Here is a 15,219-nt window from a genome sequence, read left to right on the forward strand (position 1 = left end):
GATTTAAAATGGAAATCATTTATGAAGAATTTAAGGAGGCATTATCTAAAATAAAAGTGCTAAGAGAAAACGCTAATATAATAGAAGAAACTGTTCAAAGAAGTGTAAGAGAAATCATTAGACATGTAAGGGAAGGGAAAGATGAGGCTTTATCTTTCTATACAAAAAAGTTTGATGGTGTAGAGATGAAAGATTTTCGTGTAAGTGAAGAAGAAATACAGCAAGCGAGTATGTTTGTAGAGAATTCATTTTTAGAAGCTTTAAAAGAGGCGAAGAAAAACGTTGTTTCGTATCACGAAAAGCAAAAGAAGCACTCAATATTCGATTGTGAAAGTAAAGGGATAATTAGAGGGCAACTCATTCGGCCGTTAGAAAATGTAGGTGTATATGTACCGGGTGGGACAGCCTCATATCCTTCTTCAGTATTAATGAATGTATTGCCGGCGAAACTCGCAGGTGTGAAAAAGATTGTAATGGTAACACCGCCGAGGAAAGGAGGAATTGATCCGCATATATTAGCTGCTGCAGATCTTGCGGGAGTAGATGAAATTTATACGATAGGTGGCGCACAAGCAATTGCTGCTTTAGCATACGGGACGGAATCGATTCCGAAAGTGGATAAAATAGTTGGACCGGGAAATTTGTACGTCGCTCTAGCGAAACGAGAAGTATACGGAATAGTAAATATCGATATGATTGCTGGTCCATCAGAAATTGTAGTTGTCGCGGATGAAACAGGTAATGCAAAATATATCGCAGCGGATTTATTATCGCAAGCAGAGCATGATGAGAGAGCAACGGCGATTTGTATTACAACGAATATAGAACTAGCTAAAGAAGTAGAAAAAGAGGTAGAAAGACAGTTAGAAACGTTACCAAGAAGTGAAATTGCACGTGAATCAATAAATAGAAATGGAGCCATCTTTATCGTTCCTTCTTTAGAGGAGGCGCTAAAGTTATCAAATGAAATTGCTCCAGAACATTTAGAGTTACATATAAAAGAACCGATGAATGCTCTAGATTATGTGAAACATGCAGGTTCTATTTTCCTTGGGTCATATGCACCTGAACCGCTCGGGGATTATTTAGCGGGACCGAATCATGTATTACCAACGAGCGGAACGGCAAGATTTTTTTCTCCGTTATCAGTCGATGATTTCGTGAAAAAATCAAGTTTTATTTCTTATACGGAGGAAGCATTAAAAAATGTACAGCATCATATTGTAGAGCTTGCAAATAAAGAAGGGTTACATGCACATGCGAGAGCAATCCAAATAAGGTTTGAGGAGGAACAATAATGCGTCAGTCCAGTCAAGTACGTGAGACGACAGAAACAAAAATTAAATTAAGTTTGCAGCTTGATGAAAGTACAAATGTATCTATTCAAACGAGGGTTGGTTTTTTCGATCATATGCTTACTTTATTTGCTAGACATGGAAGATTTGGATTGCAAGTTGAAGCAGAAGGTGATGTATTTGTCGATGCACATCACACCGTTGAAGATGTTGGAATTGTACTCGGAAATTGCTTGAAAGAAGCATTGCAAAACAAAGAGGGAATTAATCGTTACGGTTCTGCGTATGTACCGATGGATGAATCTTTAGGATTTGTCGCAATTGATATAAGTGGACGCTCATATTGTGTATTTCAAGGGGAATTAACAAATCCGAAGCTTGGGGATTTTGATACAGAATTGACGGAAGAATTTTTTAGAGCAGTTGCACATGCTGCCAATATTACATTACATGCGCGCGTTCTATACGGAAGTAATACGCATCACAAAATTGAAGCATTATTTAAAGCTTTTGGTAGAGCGCTTAGAGAAGCGGTCGAAAAAAATGCCAACATTACTGGTGTAAATTCAACGAAAGGGATGTTGTAATTGATTGCCATTATAGATTATGGAATGGGGAATATTCGCAGTGTAGAGCAAGCATTAAAATATATTGGCGCAGAGTACATTGTAACGAGTAATAAAAAAGAGATATTGAGAAGCGATGGCGTGATTTTACCGGGAGTAGGTGCATTTCCGAAAGCGATGGACGTATTAGAAGAAAGAGATTTAGTGTGTGTACTAAAAGAGGTTTGTGATATAGGAAAACCACTCCTCGGTATATGTTTGGGCATGCAGCTTTTATTTGAACGAAGTGAGGAACTAAAAGATTGTAGCGGGTTAGGTTTACTACCAGGGGAAATTCGTAAGTTAAAAGTTTCGTATAAAATTCCTCATATGGGATGGAATGAATTAAGGAAGGAAAGAGAATTTCCGCTTTGGAATGGATTAGTGGATGGTTCTTTCGTGTATTATGTTCACTCATATTACGCGGATTGTCCAGATGAAATTGTATGCGGAGTAAGTGATTATGGAATGCAAGTACCAGGGTTTGTAGCGAAAGGAAATGTATTTGGTGCACAGTTTCATCCAGAAAAAAGTGGTGAAATTGGCATGCAAATATTAAAAAATTTTCAAGGGGTGGTAGAAGCATGGAAATCTTCCCAGCTATCGATTTAAAAGAAGGACGATGCGTTAGACTTTATCAAGGAGAGTTTAGTAAAGAAACGGTGATGAATGAAGATCCGGTAGCGCAGGCAATCATATTTGAAAAGCTTGGAGCGGAAATACTACACATTGTTGATTTAGACGGTGCAATTGCTGGCGAGTCGTTAAATTTGCCCGTCATTGAAAAAATCTGCAAGGCGGTACGTATTCCTGTGCAAGTGGGAGGAGGAATTCGTTCACTTGTAGCGGTGGAGAAGTTATTGTCAGTAGGTGTAGAAAAAGTGATTTTAGGAACAGCAGCTCTTTATGATAAGTCATTTTTAGAGGAAGCAGTTCGTCTATATAAAGAGAAAATCATTGTTGGAATTGATGCGAAAAATGGTTTCGTAGCAACGAGAGGTTGGCTTGATCTGTCTGAAATTTCTTATATTAGTTTAGCGAAACAAATGGAAAGTTTAGGTGTTCAAACGATTGTGTTTACAGACATTTCGAAAGACGGGACGCTTGCAGGGCCAAATTTTGAACAATTGGCGTTACTTCAAAAAAGTGTGGGCATTCGTCTCATTGCCTCTGGAGGAGTGGCATCTATTCAAGATGTGAAAAAGTTAAATGATATGAATATATATGGTGTCATAATTGGAAAGGCGCTTTACGAGAAAACGATTGATTTAGAAGAAGTGTTACAGGTAACGAAGTTATGTTAGCGAAACGAATTATTCCATGTCTAGATGTGAAAGAAGGGCGAGTCGTAAAGGGTGTAAATTTTATAGGATTACAAGATGTCGGTGATCCGGTTGAAATAGCTGAAGCATATAACGTGGCAGGGGCAGATGAAATCGTATTTTTAGATATTACAGCGACTCATGAAGGAAGAAAAACGATTATAGATGTTGTAGAAAAAACAGCAGCTAAAGTATTTATTCCTCTTACGGTTGGCGGGGGGATTTCAAGTGTGAAAGATATGTACAATTTACTAAGAGCTGGAGCAGACAAAGTTTCAATAAACTCAGCGGCAGTGCGAAACCCGAAGCTAATAGAAGAGGGCGCAGAACACTTTGGATCACAATGTATTGTCGTGGCAATTGACGCTAGAAAAGTAGCAGAAGATAAATGGAACGTATACGTCAACGGCGGAAGAGTTGACACAGGAATGGATGCCATAGAATGGGCGAATCGTGTTGTTAAACTTGGGGCAGGTGAAATTTTGTTAACGAGTATGGATGCAGATGGAACGAAAAGCGGATATGACCTTCGTTTAACAGAAGAAATTTCAAAAAGTGTTTCTATTCCAGTCATCGCATCAGGGGGCTGTGGTCATACGGATCATATTATAGAAGTTTTTCAAAAGACAACAGTTGATGCAGCGTTAGCGGCATCCATCTTTCATTATGGTGAGGCGACAGTGCATAGTGTAAAGCGAAAATTAAGAGATGCAAATATTGAGGTGCGGTTATGAAACCTAATTTTTCAAAAGGATTAATACCGGCAATTGTCATCGAAGAAGGTACGAAAGACGTTTTAATGCTAGCTTATATGAATGAAGAAGCATATGAAAAAACGTTAGAGACGAAAAGAACATGGTTTTATTCTCGTTCGAGGCAGTCGTTATGGAATAAGGGGGAAACATCAGGGAATGTTCAATATGTGCAATCTTTATATTTAGATTGTGATCAAGATTCAATTGTTGTGAATGTGAAACAAGTAGGACCTGCTTGTCATACGGGAGAGAAGACATGTTTTCACTATCAAATTATATAGGGGGATACATATGGAAAATGCCTTTAAGTTGCTGTATAAAACAATTGAAGAACGAAAGGGAAGCCCACTTCCTGAATCGTATACAAATTATTTATTTTCAAAAGGAGAAGATAAAATTTTAAAGAAGATTGGTGAAGAGTGTGCTGAAGTAATTATCGCATGTAAAAATAATGATAAAGAAGAAGTAGTGAAAGAAATGGTTGATGTATTTTATCACTGTTTCGTTTTATTAGCTGAAAAAAATATTGCATTGGAAGATGTCATGCGAGAGGTGAAAGAACGAAATGGAAAGCTTTCGAGAGTTGGGGATAGAAGGGAAATAGATACATTATAAGGGGGAATGTATATGAAAGTAGATTATCATCTTCACTTAGAAGAAGGACCGTATTCAATAGGATGGCTTGCTAAAATAAATGAAGCGTTGGAATGTTATGAACCGCTTCAAGAAAGACATTCTATTGATTGGCTTATGAAAACACAAGAGCGTTTGCAAAAGCGTGTGAAGGAAGGGCCATTTACAACAGAATGGATAGATCTATATTTAGAAGAAGCTGTACGAAAAGGAATAAAAGAAGTGGGAATTGTTGATCATCTATATCGTTTTCATGAAGCAAAAGGATATTATGAAAAATATGTAGATATTAGTGATTCTAAGCTCGGTCGTATACAGAAAGAATGGTTGGATCAAGTAAGGGTAGTTTCACTGTATGATTTTACAAAGGCAATTGAAGAGGCGAAAGAACGATGGGGGAAAAGAGGTGTCACACTTAAACTTGGAATTGAAGCGGATTATTTTATTGGTTGTGAAGGAGAGTTAAAAGAATTATTAGCGCTAGGAGACTTTGATTATGTAATTGGTTCCGTTCATTTTCTAAATGGCTGGGGATTTGATAATCCAGATACGAAAGAATATTTTGAGGTGCATGACCTACGCGCATTATATGATATGTTTTTTAAAACAGTTGAGAGTGCGATTCGTACCGAGTTATTTGATATTATCGCTCATCTTGATAATATAAAGGTATTTAATTATCGATTGGATGAGAATGAACAGCTTTCTTATTATGAGGAAATTGCCTGTGCGTTAGTAGAAACGAATACGGCAACAGAAATAAATGCAGGATTATACTATCGTTATCCTGTTCGTGAAATGTGCCCAAGTCCACTATATTTACAAGTATTAGCTAAGTATGGTGTTCCAATTACGATTTCTTCGGATGCCCATTACCCAAATGATTTAGGGAATTATGTACAAGAAAATGTACAAACATTACGAGCTCACGGTGTTACTCAGGTTGCAACATTTACGAAGCGAGCAAGAGTAATGAGGTCGCTTGAAGAAGAAGTAACAAATTCAAAATGAAACGCAATTTTTTGATGAAAACGGTCCTTTTTGTTCAAAATAAGAAAGAATGAAAAGGAGGGTAAGAAATGGCGAAACAACAAAATAAACAAAATGTACAAGGTGCACAGCAACAAGCTTATACTTCTGAAACGAATGCTGCATCTCAATCGGTTATTGAGGAGCAAATTAGCGATACGGTTGCAGAAGGAACTATTGATGTGAAGCTCGGAAAAGAATCGCAGGAAAAAGCGTAAGAAAAGGGGAGAGTTGCATCTCCTCTTTTTTCATGGAAAAGTGTCGATTTTCAAAACTATAATCAAATTCCTTGGTTTTTATATGTGGATTTCTTACAATGAAATATAAGAGATGTCTTATTTTCTATAGAAGAGGTGTTAGTAGTGGCAAAAATATTAGTAGCGGGAAAAATTCCGGAAATTGGATTAGAACTATTAAAAGATCATAATGTAGAAATGTACAATAAAGAGGAGTTAATTTCTATAGATGAATTAACAGAGCGTGTAAAAGATAAAGATGCATTGTTAAGTTTACTTTCGACAAAGGTGCCAAAAGAAGTTATTGATGCAGCGCCTCATTTAAAGATTGTTGCAAACTATGGTGCTGGTTACGACAATATTGATTACACGTATGCGGGCGAAAAAGGAATTGCAGTTACGAATACACCGAAAGTATCAACGGAAGCGACTGCAGAATTAACATTTGCACTTCTTTTAGCAGCGGCGCGTAGAATTCCTGAAGGGGATACGTTATGTCGTACGACTGGATTTAACGGATGGGCACCGTTATTTTTCTTAGGACGAGAAGTTCATGGTAAGACAATCGGAATTATAGGTCTTGGAGAAATTGGGAAGGCTGTTGCAAAACGTGCGAAAGCATTTGGAATGGATGTTTTATATACAGGGCCAAATCGTAAGCTTGAAGCTGAAAGTGAACTGGGAGCAACGTATGTGACGTTGGAAGAATTATTACAAACAGCAGACTTTATTACAATTAACTGTGCTTATAATCCAAAATTACATCATATGATTGATGAAGAGCAGTTTAAAATGATGAAGAAAACAGCGTATATTGTAAATGCTTCACGTGGACCAATTATGAATGAAGCAGCACTTGCTCATGCATTAAAAACAAATGAAATTGAAGGAGCAGCTCTTGACGTGTTTGAATTTGAACCGAAAATTACAGAAGAGCTAAAAGAATTAAAGAATGTAGTACTTGCTCCACATGTAGGGAATGCAACATTTGAAACTCGTGATGCGATGGCTGAAATGGCTGTCAGAAATATTTTAGCTGTATTAAACGGCGAAGAGCCAGTAACACCTGTAAATCAAAAGGTATTAGTTACAAAATAAAAAGAAACCTTCCGGACTTGGAAGGTTTTCTTATTTTTCTTTATTCGCTTTTTTAGACGGTCTTTGTCTAATGAATTGAGATAACATGTACAAAATATATAGTGGAATGGCAATGAATAAGAAAACAGAAAAATTTCCAAATCCTGTTTGATACATTGTAATAATGATTCCAACTAAAAATAGTGTAATAATGATGCTATATCGTGGAATTGGTACATCTTTTAAACTTGGGATACGAATGCGGCTCACCATTAAAAATGCGAACGTTACAAATACGGTAATAAGAACGATTTTTGGAATGGTATGTGAAAATAATGTTAAGAAAGCAACAAGCCCTCCCGCTGCTGTAATCGGTACTCCAGTGAAATATTTCATTGAAGTAGAAGATGGTGTTACATTAAATCGTGCTAAACGATATGCTCCGAAAAGAGGGAATAATCCCGCTATGTATAATCCGATGATTCCGTAGTTTGAGAAAGATGTGTAATACATTAAAACAGCTGGTGCTGCACCAAATGTTACGACATCTGCAAGCGAGTCGAGCTCTTTTCCCATTTGTGAATCAACACGTAATAAACGAGCAACACGACCATCAAGACTATCTAACATCATCCCGATAAGTACTAAAATAGCAGCTGATTTATAATATCCTAAAGATGCATAGCCGATTGATAAAAATCCGCTATATAAATTTCCGAGCGTAAATAAGTTTGGAATAGCTGCTCTATACAAAATCTGATCCCTTGCTTTCTGTAATAAATTCTTAATTAGTGTATGAAAGTTTACTTATTTTATCATACCATAAATTTATTCCTCATACGAAAGAAATTACCAATTTGTGAAAGATTTCATAGAAGGATGGTTTGAAAATTAAGTGAAAATAAAAAGAGGAAGCAACTTGTATAAAGTTGCTTCCTTTACTATTCAAATTTCGTTGTCATCGTTCCAGTTTTATATCGATTATTAGGATCGAAGCGTAATAAATCTCCATAAATTAATTTGTCGGAGAATTTTAATTCTGTTTTTGCTTTTTCAATATACGGCTGACATAGCGTCATGTCAGCTTCTTCACCCGTACTTCTTTTGTAGCACATATTTTTTGTATAAACATACTCTTCAGAAACAAAGCTACCATCACGCATTACCATAAGCGGGTCTTTCTCTTTAATAAATAAGTCAGTTCCAAATTCAACGGATTTATTTGTTTTAATACCAAGTAAATGAAGGAGCGTTGGCTTAATATCAATTTGACCGGATACTTTAGAAACAACTTTTCCTTCTTGGCCAGGCACATGAATAATAAGAGGAACTCGTTGTAATTGCATAGAATCGAATGGTGTAATAGTATCTTTTCCTAGGAACTGTGCCATAGCTGTGTTATGGTTTTCGGAAATACCGTAATGATCACCATAAATGACAATAACGGAATTATCATATAATCCTTCTTCTTTTAATTGTTGAATAAATAATTTAAGAGCTTCATCTGTGTAACGAACAGTTGGGAAGTAGCGGTTTACAACACCACTTTCCGAGTTGAATTCATCAACATATTGATCTTCCGGATTTAGAAGAAACGGAAAATGATTTGTTAATGTAATAAATTTTGTATAGAACGGTTGCGGTAAAGATTTTAACTTTGGAATAGATTGTTCAAAGAACTCTTTATCTTTTAATCCCCAACCGACAGACATTTGCTCCGTTCCTGCGTAATCATTTAAATTAAAATAACGATCATATCCAAGCGCAGGATACATTACATCCCGATTCCAAAACGTTTTATCGTTTGAATGGAAGACGGCAGAAGAATATCCGTATTTCTTTAATTGTTCTGGTGTCGCTGTGTATTCATTTGTTGCATGAGTAAAGAATACAGAACCACGATCTAGCGGATAAAGTGAGTTTTCAACGATAAATTCAGCATCAGAAGTTTTGCCTTGTCCAGTTTGATGATAGAAGTTATCGAAATAGAAACTATCCTTAATAAATTCATTTAAAAATGGTGTAATTTCTTTTCCATTTATTTTTTTATTAATAACAAAGTTTTGTGTAGATTCCATTGAAATTAAAATTACATTTTTACCTTTTGCAGCTCCAAATAAGTTTTTATCAACTTGTTTGTCTTTTGAGTCTGTATAGTTTTTAATTTCAGAAAACCCATCCCCACTTGCAAATACACGCTCAGCTGAAGACTTGGATTGAAGCGTAATATCAAATAGATGGTATGTGTATAAACCTAAATTCTTCACGACAGTTTGACGGTCAAATGAGCGCGAGAACATTTGTGGTTTATAAATAACTGATACAACAATTTGTAGTGCTAATAAAGCTGTTACACCGCTAAAGAAAGTTCGCTTCTCTGAGCGGGAAAGTGGTGTTTTGTCGCCAAATGATGGGAATTTACGTGAAATAAACATTAAAATAATTGCATCTGCAAATAAAAGTAATGTTTTGTACGTAAAGAGTTCTTTTATACTTGTCCCTAAATCAGCCATATTGTTTGTTTGGAATAAAACCGGGAAAGTAACGAAATCGTTATAGAACCCATAAAACATTGCGTTTCCAAATAAAATAAATGACAGTATAAAACTGATTCCAATTATAATTCGGTTTCGGTGCTTAGATGCAAGTAAAGCTAAGCCGAAAAATAAAAGTAACGCAGCTAGTGGATTGATAAAAAGCATGAATTCTTCAAAGAAATTATCAATTTTAATATCAAATGCTAGCTTGTACACAATATATGTTTTAATCCATAGTAAAACGACTGCAACGAGTGCAAATCGCAGTTTTGGAAACAGATGTTGTAGCATAATATACTCCTCTCCTAAAAAGCATGACAGTTCTTGTGAGTCAGTTTGCTTAACGACTCATTTTATATATACGAACAGTCCTTTGTTATTATGATTATTATACTATGAGTATCATTATACGAAAATAAAAGAAGGTTGTGGGCTTTTTTATAATAATCGAGTAGAAAAAGAGTGGTGGGAGACAATAAAACAGAATTTCTATGTATGATAATTATCGTACGCAGAAAGAATCGCGTGATTATACGGAGGTTATAATGCGAAAATTATTATATTTTATAGCATGCAGTAGTGTTATACTTTTTACTTCACCGAGTGTGTCGGTAGCCCAATATGATGCACCTCTTATGGAAGATGCACTTTATTCTGTTTTATTTCCAAAAATAAATAAAGCAATTGAAAAACAATATGGAAGTTTGAAACCTTATCAATGTCCTAAAATTATTAGTTTAAAAAAAGTGTATAGCGGTACATATTTATTTCAAGCAAGTATTGAAGTGACAAAGTATGAACGTGTTGCTGGGAAAATTGCTCCACCATTTGAGAAGGTAACGATTACATTTAATAACGAAGAAGGCGAATGGGAAGTGACAAAGATTTCAGTAAAGCGCTTACCAAATGATACGAAACTAAACTGTAAAAAAACAATATAAAAAATTGTTTGACAAATAAAATGGTCCTTTGGTATTGTTAATAGCAACAATTAGATGTTTGAAAATTAAATAGACTTACCTCATCTACTCTCAAAGGTAGAGGCCGCGATAGGAAAGAGTAAGCTATGGGAGATTTAATGGAATCTGTGATCATAGGTTGAAAGGGACTATTGCCGAAATATAAGAATAACCATCTTATTCATATATTGGGACTGCATTGAATAAATGTAGTACTGTCATAAGATTTATTTTATGGAGAGCTATTTGGAGATGTTGATGCGGTTTCTTATTTTGAGGAGATAACAACTCGTTTATTTTTTCAATATATATTTTTCCTAATAAGAAACGCGTGTGAACATTGTTCCGCGCGTTTTTTGTCTATCTAAAAGCGTGCTGCAATGAATAGAAGATTGGGGTTATGAGTTTTAGAGGAAATAAGGGAGGAATTAAAATGTATTTACACGGCACAAGCCGAATTAATGGGCAAGGACACTTAGAAATTGGAGGGTGCGATACGACGCAGCTAGCAAAGCAATACGGAACACCACTTTATGTATACGATGAAGAGTCTATTCGAGGAAAATGCCGAGCATTTCATCGTGCTTTTAAAGAAAGTGGTTTCTCTTATCAAGTAGCATATGCAAGCAAGGCGTTCTTGTGCATGGAGATGTGCCGAGTAGCTCGTGAAGAGAGTATGTCATTAGACGTTGTTTCTGGGGGAGAATTATATACTGCGCTCCAAGCAGGATTTCCGGCATCACGTATTCATTTTCATGGAAATAATAAAACAGAAGAAGAAATAGTGATGGCTCTTCAGGCGAATATCGGTTGTTTTGTCGTAGATAATTTCTTTGAATTAGAAGTTTTACACGATTTAGCGATGCAACATGGGAAATTTGTGAACATATTAATTCGTGTAACGCCTGGAGTAGAGGCGCACACACATGAATATATTACAACAGGTCAAGATGATTCGAAATTTGGATTTGGTGTTTCAAACGGTCAAGCGATGCAGGCAATTGGATTTGCTTTACAAAAATCAAATTATAATGTGCTAGGGATCCATTCACATATTGGGTCGCAAATATTTGAAACAGCTGGTTTTGTTCGAGCAATTGAAGTTCTTCGCCAATTTTTAGAAGAAGTGAGAGAGCAAACAAACTATGTAGTAAAAGTGTTAAATGTAGGCGGGGGATTTGGAATACGTTACACAGAGTCAGATACACCATTAACTCTTGAGACATATGTGCGAGCTGTAACAAGTGCAGTGAGAGAACAATTTACTGTATGTGAATATCCATTGCCAGAAATATGGATTGAGCCAGGCCGTAGCATTGTAGGTGATGCTGGGACAACAATTTATACAGTTGGATCTGTGAAAGATATTCCTGGTATTCGGAAATATGTATCAGTCGATGGTGGAATGACAGATAATTTAAGACCTGCTTTATATAGTGCGCGTTATGAAGCGATGTTAGCGAATCGAGGGAATGATGAGAATGAGGAACTCGTTTCGATTGCTGGGAAATGCTGTGAGAGTGGAGATATGTTGATTTGGGATATTCATTTACCGAAAGTCGCTGCTTCTGATTTACTAGCAGTTTCCTGTACAGGAGCATACGGGTACTCGATGGCGAATAATTACAATCGGATTCGAAGACCAGCCGTTGTCTTTGCAAAAGGCGGAACATCGCAAGTAGTTGTGGAACGCGAAACATATGAAAATATTATTGGGAACGATCGCATACGTATTAAAGAGCTTGTCTAAATAGGAAAAGGAGTTGTTCGAATGGACAATTCCTTTTTTATAAAATAAAATAATTAAAATATATCGGAAAACTAGGATTGAAAAAAATCAGAATTGTGATAAAATACAAATACAAAGCTTATCAAGAGAAGCGGAGGGAACTGGCCCGAAGAAGCTCGGCAACCTGCTTATAGAAAGCAAGGTGCTAAATCCAGCAAAATGGGATCCATTTTGAAAGATAAGGTAAAATATATTACCGAACAGTCTTTTCGAAATGGGAAAGATTTTTTTTATGAATAAAAAGGGGGGCTGTTCGCGTGAGTGTACGGGAACATTTTGATGAAGTATCCGAGAAGATTGAAGCGATGCTTGCTGATATGAAATATGGTTCAATTACAATTGTTGTGCAAGATGGAAAAGTAATTCAGTTAGAGAAAAGTGAAAAAGTACGTTTAAAGTGAAAAGCGCTGACTAGAAAAACTAGAGGCGGTTTTAACCTATTTTCATTAGGTTAAAACCGTCTTTTTGCTTTTACAGGGGGAAAAAACATGTTGACGTATGAAACGTGGGAAGAAAATGTTGTTTCGTTTTCGGAAGAAGATGAAACAAAAGGTGCGTTATCAGTATTAAATTGGGCTTATAAAGAATATAAAGATGAGGTTGTCTACGCATGTAGCTTTGGGGTGGAAGGTATGGTATTGCTGCACATTATAAACCAAGTAAATCCATCTGCTAAAGTTGTATTTTTGGATACAAATGTTCATTTTCAAGAAACGTATGAATTAATTCGAAAAGTGCGGGAACGATTTCCTTCATTGAATATTATAGAAAAACAGCCAGAACTTACACTTGATGAACAGGCGAAGTTGCATGGTGAAAAACTGTGGGAGAGCAATCCGAATCTTTGTTGTAAGATTAGAAAAATTTTACCTTTAGAAAAATCATTAGTCGTGGAAAAAGCATGGATATCGGGCTTAAGAAGGGAACAATCAGAAACACGTAAGCATACAAAGTTTATAAATCAAGATCATCGTTTTCAATCTATTAAAGTTTGTCCACTCATTCATTGGACGTGGAAAGAAGTTTGGCGATATGTATACAAACATAGCTTGCCGTATAACCCGTTGCATGATGTTGGCTATCCAAGTATTGGGTGTGAGAAATGTACGTTACCTGTAGGGGATGGTGGCGATTCAAGAGATGGTAGATGGGCTGGAAAAGTGAAAACTGAATGTGGTCTTCATTACCAATAAGATGAATCTTGAAATAAAGCGAAGAGAGGATATAGAAAAATGAGCATAGTAAACGAATTAGTAAACCGTATAGATGAGACATATGACGTATCACAAATTGAAAAAGAGATTAAATTAGACAATATTGCGTTAAGTGATTTAGAACTATTGGCGACAGGTGGATATAGCCCCCTTACTGGTTTTTTAGGGAAGGAAGATTATGATTCTGTTGTAGAAACGCTTCGTTTAGCAAATGGTAGTGTGTGGAGTATACCGATTACATTACCGGTAACAGAAAAAGTCGCAGAAAGCCTGAAGGCTGGAGAGGAAGTAAAGCTTGTCAACAATGGAAATATATACGGTGTCATTCAAATAGAAGATATTTTTGTACCAGATAAAGAAAAAGAAGCGTTACTTGTATATAAAACAACGGATGAGGCTCATCCAGGAGTGAAAAAATTATATGAACGACCAAACGTTTACGTTGGAGGAACTATTATTCTAACAAAACGCTTTGAAAATAATCAATTTCCTTTTTATCATTTAGACCCAATTGAAACGAGGGAAGCATTTAAAAAACGTGGGTGGAAAACAGTGGTCGGATTTCAAACGAGAAACCCGGTACATCGTGCCCATGAGTATATTCAAAAATCTGCTCTTGAAATTGTAGATGGTCTCTTTTTAAATCCGCTCGTTGGAGAAACGAAATCGGATGATATTCCTGCTGATGTAAGAATGGAAAGCTATGAAGTACTTCTTCAAAACTATTATCCGAAAAATCGTGTCTTTTTAAGTGTATTTCCTGCTGCCATGCGTTACGCAGGACCAAGGGAAGCGATATTTCATGCGTTAGTAAGAAAGAATTTTGGATGTACCCACTTTATAGTAGGGCGTGATCATGCTGGAGTAGGAGATTATTACGGAACGTATGAAGCGCAAGAAATCTTCACAAATTTTACGATAGAAGAGTTAGGAATTACACCACTATTCTTTGAGCATAGTTTTTACTGCACGAAATGTGAAGCGATGGCTTCAACGAAAACATGTCCGCACGGAAAAGAAGATCATGTTATTTTATCGGGTACGAAAGTAAGAGAATTATTAAGAAACGGTGAGATTCCGCCAAGTACATTTAGTCGTAAAGAAGTAGTGGAAGTGCTAATTAAAGGCTTGAAAAAAGAAGTAGTAACAGAATAGGGAGAGAACGAGATGGATACGAATATTACTTGGCATACAGCTTCGGTTTCAAAAGATGAGAGAAGAGTGAAGAATGGACATCATAGTTTTGTAATTTGGTTTACTGGTTTATCAGCTTCGGGTAAATCTACAGTAGCGAATGCGGTCGCTCGTAAACTGTTTGAAAAGAATATTGGAAATTATGTGCTGGATGGGGATAACATTCGCCACGGTTTAAATAAAGACTTAGGATTTTCTGAAAGTGATCGCATGGAAAATATAAGACGTATTGGCGAAGTGGCAAAGTTATTTGTAGACCAAGGAGCAGTTGTCCTTACAGCATTTATTTCACCATTTCGAGTAGACCGCAAACAAGTAAGAGATTTATTAGCGGCAGATGAATTTATTGAAATTTTTGTGAAGTGTCCGATTGAAGAGTGTGAGAAACGTGATCCGAAAGGACTTTATAAAAAGGCAAGAAAAGGTGATATTAAGGATTTCACAGGTATTGATTCGCCTTATGAAGAGCCAGAGCAAGCGGAATTAATTGTAGAAACGCACAAATATTCTATTGAAGAATGTGTAGAACAAATCGTGAAGTACTTACAAGAGCGTAGTTTTATATAGGGGGATA

General features: G+C 36.3%; 18 protein-coding genes and 2 riboswitches. Of the genes, 16 read left to right on the forward strand and 2 right to left on the reverse strand.

The window, feature by feature from the left end:
• The first annotated feature begins 8 nt into the window (after nucleotides 1-8).
• The 10 genes from hisD (at nucleotide 9) to ACZDYH_RS09910 (ending at nucleotide 6,973) form a co-directional block, all read left to right on the forward strand.
• Entirely contained in the window at nucleotides 9-1,298 is a 1,290-nt protein-coding gene (gene hisD / locus ACZDYH_RS09865; RefSeq protein ID WP_000402930.1) for a histidinol dehydrogenase, read from the forward strand.
• The gene (hisB, locus tag ACZDYH_RS09870) at nucleotides 1,298-1,882 is read left to right on the forward strand and encodes an imidazoleglycerol-phosphate dehydratase HisB (RefSeq protein WP_001249960.1); all 585 of its coding nucleotides are present in this window, start codon (nucleotides 1,298-1,300) and stop codon (nucleotides 1,880-1,882) included. The genes hisD and hisB overlap by 1 nt, the downstream gene beginning before the upstream one ends.
• Nucleotides 1,883-2,512, forward strand: a complete 630-nt coding sequence (gene hisH, locus ACZDYH_RS09875; protein WP_000560361.1) for an imidazole glycerol phosphate synthase subunit HisH — start codon at nucleotides 1,883-1,885, stop codon at nucleotides 2,510-2,512.
• Nucleotides 2,485-3,204 carry a 1-(5-phosphoribosyl)-5-[(5-phosphoribosylamino)methylideneamino]imidazole-4-carboxamide isomerase gene (hisA, locus tag ACZDYH_RS09880; RefSeq protein WP_000402296.1) on the forward strand — a complete coding sequence of 240 codons (720 nt, stop codon included), beginning with the start codon at nucleotides 2,485-2,487 and terminating at the stop codon, nucleotides 3,202-3,204. The genes hisH and hisA overlap by 28 nt, the downstream gene beginning before the upstream one ends.
• Nucleotides 3,198-3,956: an imidazole glycerol phosphate synthase subunit HisF gene (hisF, locus tag ACZDYH_RS09885; protein ID WP_000880112.1), complete on the forward strand. Its 759-nt coding sequence runs from the start codon at nucleotides 3,198-3,200 to the stop codon at nucleotides 3,954-3,956. Before hisA ends, hisF begins: the two co-directional genes overlap by 7 nt.
• Nucleotides 3,953-4,258, forward strand: coding sequence for a phosphoribosyl-AMP cyclohydrolase (gene hisI, locus ACZDYH_RS09890; RefSeq protein ID WP_000803955.1), 306 nt, complete (start codon nucleotides 3,953-3,955; stop codon nucleotides 4,256-4,258). The genes hisF and hisI overlap by 4 nt, the downstream gene beginning before the upstream one ends.
• Nucleotides 4,259-4,268: 10 nt before the next feature.
• Complete coding sequence (gene hisE, locus ACZDYH_RS09895; RefSeq protein ID WP_000426358.1) at nucleotides 4,269-4,592, forward strand: phosphoribosyl-ATP diphosphatase; 324 nt, start codon at nucleotides 4,269-4,271, stop codon at nucleotides 4,590-4,592.
• A 12-nt stretch (nucleotides 4,593-4,604) separates the two neighbouring features.
• Nucleotides 4,605-5,621, forward strand: a complete 1,017-nt coding sequence (locus ACZDYH_RS09900) for a histidinol phosphate phosphatase domain-containing protein (protein ID WP_000861838.1) — start codon at nucleotides 4,605-4,607, stop codon at nucleotides 5,619-5,621.
• Nucleotides 5,622-5,689: 68 nt separating this feature from the next.
• A complete protein-coding gene (locus ACZDYH_RS09905; RefSeq protein ID WP_001118878.1) occupies nucleotides 5,690-5,857 on the forward strand; it encodes a YozQ family protein in 168 nt (55 codons plus the stop codon).
• Between the two features lie 144 nt (nucleotides 5,858-6,001).
• Nucleotides 6,002-6,973 carry an NAD(P)-dependent oxidoreductase gene (locus tag ACZDYH_RS09910; protein ID WP_001062858.1) on the forward strand — a complete coding sequence of 324 codons (972 nt, stop codon included), beginning with the start codon at nucleotides 6,002-6,004 and terminating at the stop codon, nucleotides 6,971-6,973.
• Nucleotides 6,974-7,003: 30 nt separating this feature from the next.
• On the opposite strand, the gene pssA is transcribed toward ACZDYH_RS09910, so the two are convergent.
• Both pssA and ACZDYH_RS09920 read right to left on the reverse strand, forming a co-directional pair.
• The gene (gene pssA / locus ACZDYH_RS09915) at nucleotides 7,004-7,705 is read right to left on the reverse strand and encodes a CDP-diacylglycerol--serine O-phosphatidyltransferase (protein WP_000285417.1); all 702 of its coding nucleotides are present in this window, start codon (nucleotides 7,703-7,705) and stop codon (nucleotides 7,004-7,006) included.
• A 188-nt stretch (nucleotides 7,706-7,893) separates the two neighbouring features.
• Nucleotides 7,894-9,780, reverse strand: coding sequence for an LTA synthase family protein (locus ACZDYH_RS09920; protein WP_000939079.1), 1,887 nt, complete (start codon nucleotides 9,778-9,780; stop codon nucleotides 7,894-7,896).
• A gap of 254 nt (nucleotides 9,781-10,034) precedes the next feature.
• Between ACZDYH_RS09920 and ACZDYH_RS09925 the strand changes: the two genes are divergently transcribed.
• From ACZDYH_RS09925 to cysC, 6 genes are all read left to right on the forward strand, one after another.
• Complete coding sequence (locus ACZDYH_RS09925; protein WP_001228823.1) at nucleotides 10,035-10,430, forward strand: DUF3888 domain-containing protein; 396 nt, start codon at nucleotides 10,035-10,037, stop codon at nucleotides 10,428-10,430.
• An 89-nt stretch (nucleotides 10,431-10,519) separates the two neighbouring features.
• Nucleotides 10,520-10,701: riboswitch (Lysine riboswitch) on the forward strand.
• A gap of 180 nt (nucleotides 10,702-10,881) precedes the next feature.
• A complete protein-coding gene (gene lysA, locus ACZDYH_RS09930) occupies nucleotides 10,882-12,198 on the forward strand; it encodes a diaminopimelate decarboxylase (RefSeq protein ID WP_000280676.1) in 1,317 nt (438 codons plus the stop codon).
• 115 nt (nucleotides 12,199-12,313) lie between these two features.
• Nucleotides 12,314-12,422: riboswitch (SAM riboswitch) on the forward strand.
• A 72-nt stretch (nucleotides 12,423-12,494) separates the two neighbouring features.
• Entirely contained in the window at nucleotides 12,495-12,638 is a 144-nt protein-coding gene (locus tag ACZDYH_RS09935; RefSeq protein WP_000116158.1) for a YezD family protein, read from the forward strand.
• 87 nt (nucleotides 12,639-12,725) lie between these two features.
• Nucleotides 12,726-13,430: a phosphoadenylyl-sulfate reductase gene (locus tag ACZDYH_RS09940; RefSeq protein ID WP_000959022.1), complete on the forward strand. Its 705-nt coding sequence runs from the start codon at nucleotides 12,726-12,728 to the stop codon at nucleotides 13,428-13,430.
• A 39-nt stretch (nucleotides 13,431-13,469) separates the two neighbouring features.
• Nucleotides 13,470-14,606, forward strand: coding sequence for a sulfate adenylyltransferase (gene sat, locus ACZDYH_RS09945; RefSeq protein WP_059303994.1), 1,137 nt, complete (start codon nucleotides 13,470-13,472; stop codon nucleotides 14,604-14,606).
• A gap of 12 nt (nucleotides 14,607-14,618) precedes the next feature.
• Nucleotides 14,619-15,212: an adenylyl-sulfate kinase gene (gene cysC, locus ACZDYH_RS09950; RefSeq protein WP_000380500.1), complete on the forward strand. Its 594-nt coding sequence runs from the start codon at nucleotides 14,619-14,621 to the stop codon at nucleotides 15,210-15,212.
• Nucleotides 15,213-15,219 lie beyond the last annotated feature (7 nt).

This window comes from Bacillus sp. EB V-12, from assembly GCF_056158125.1.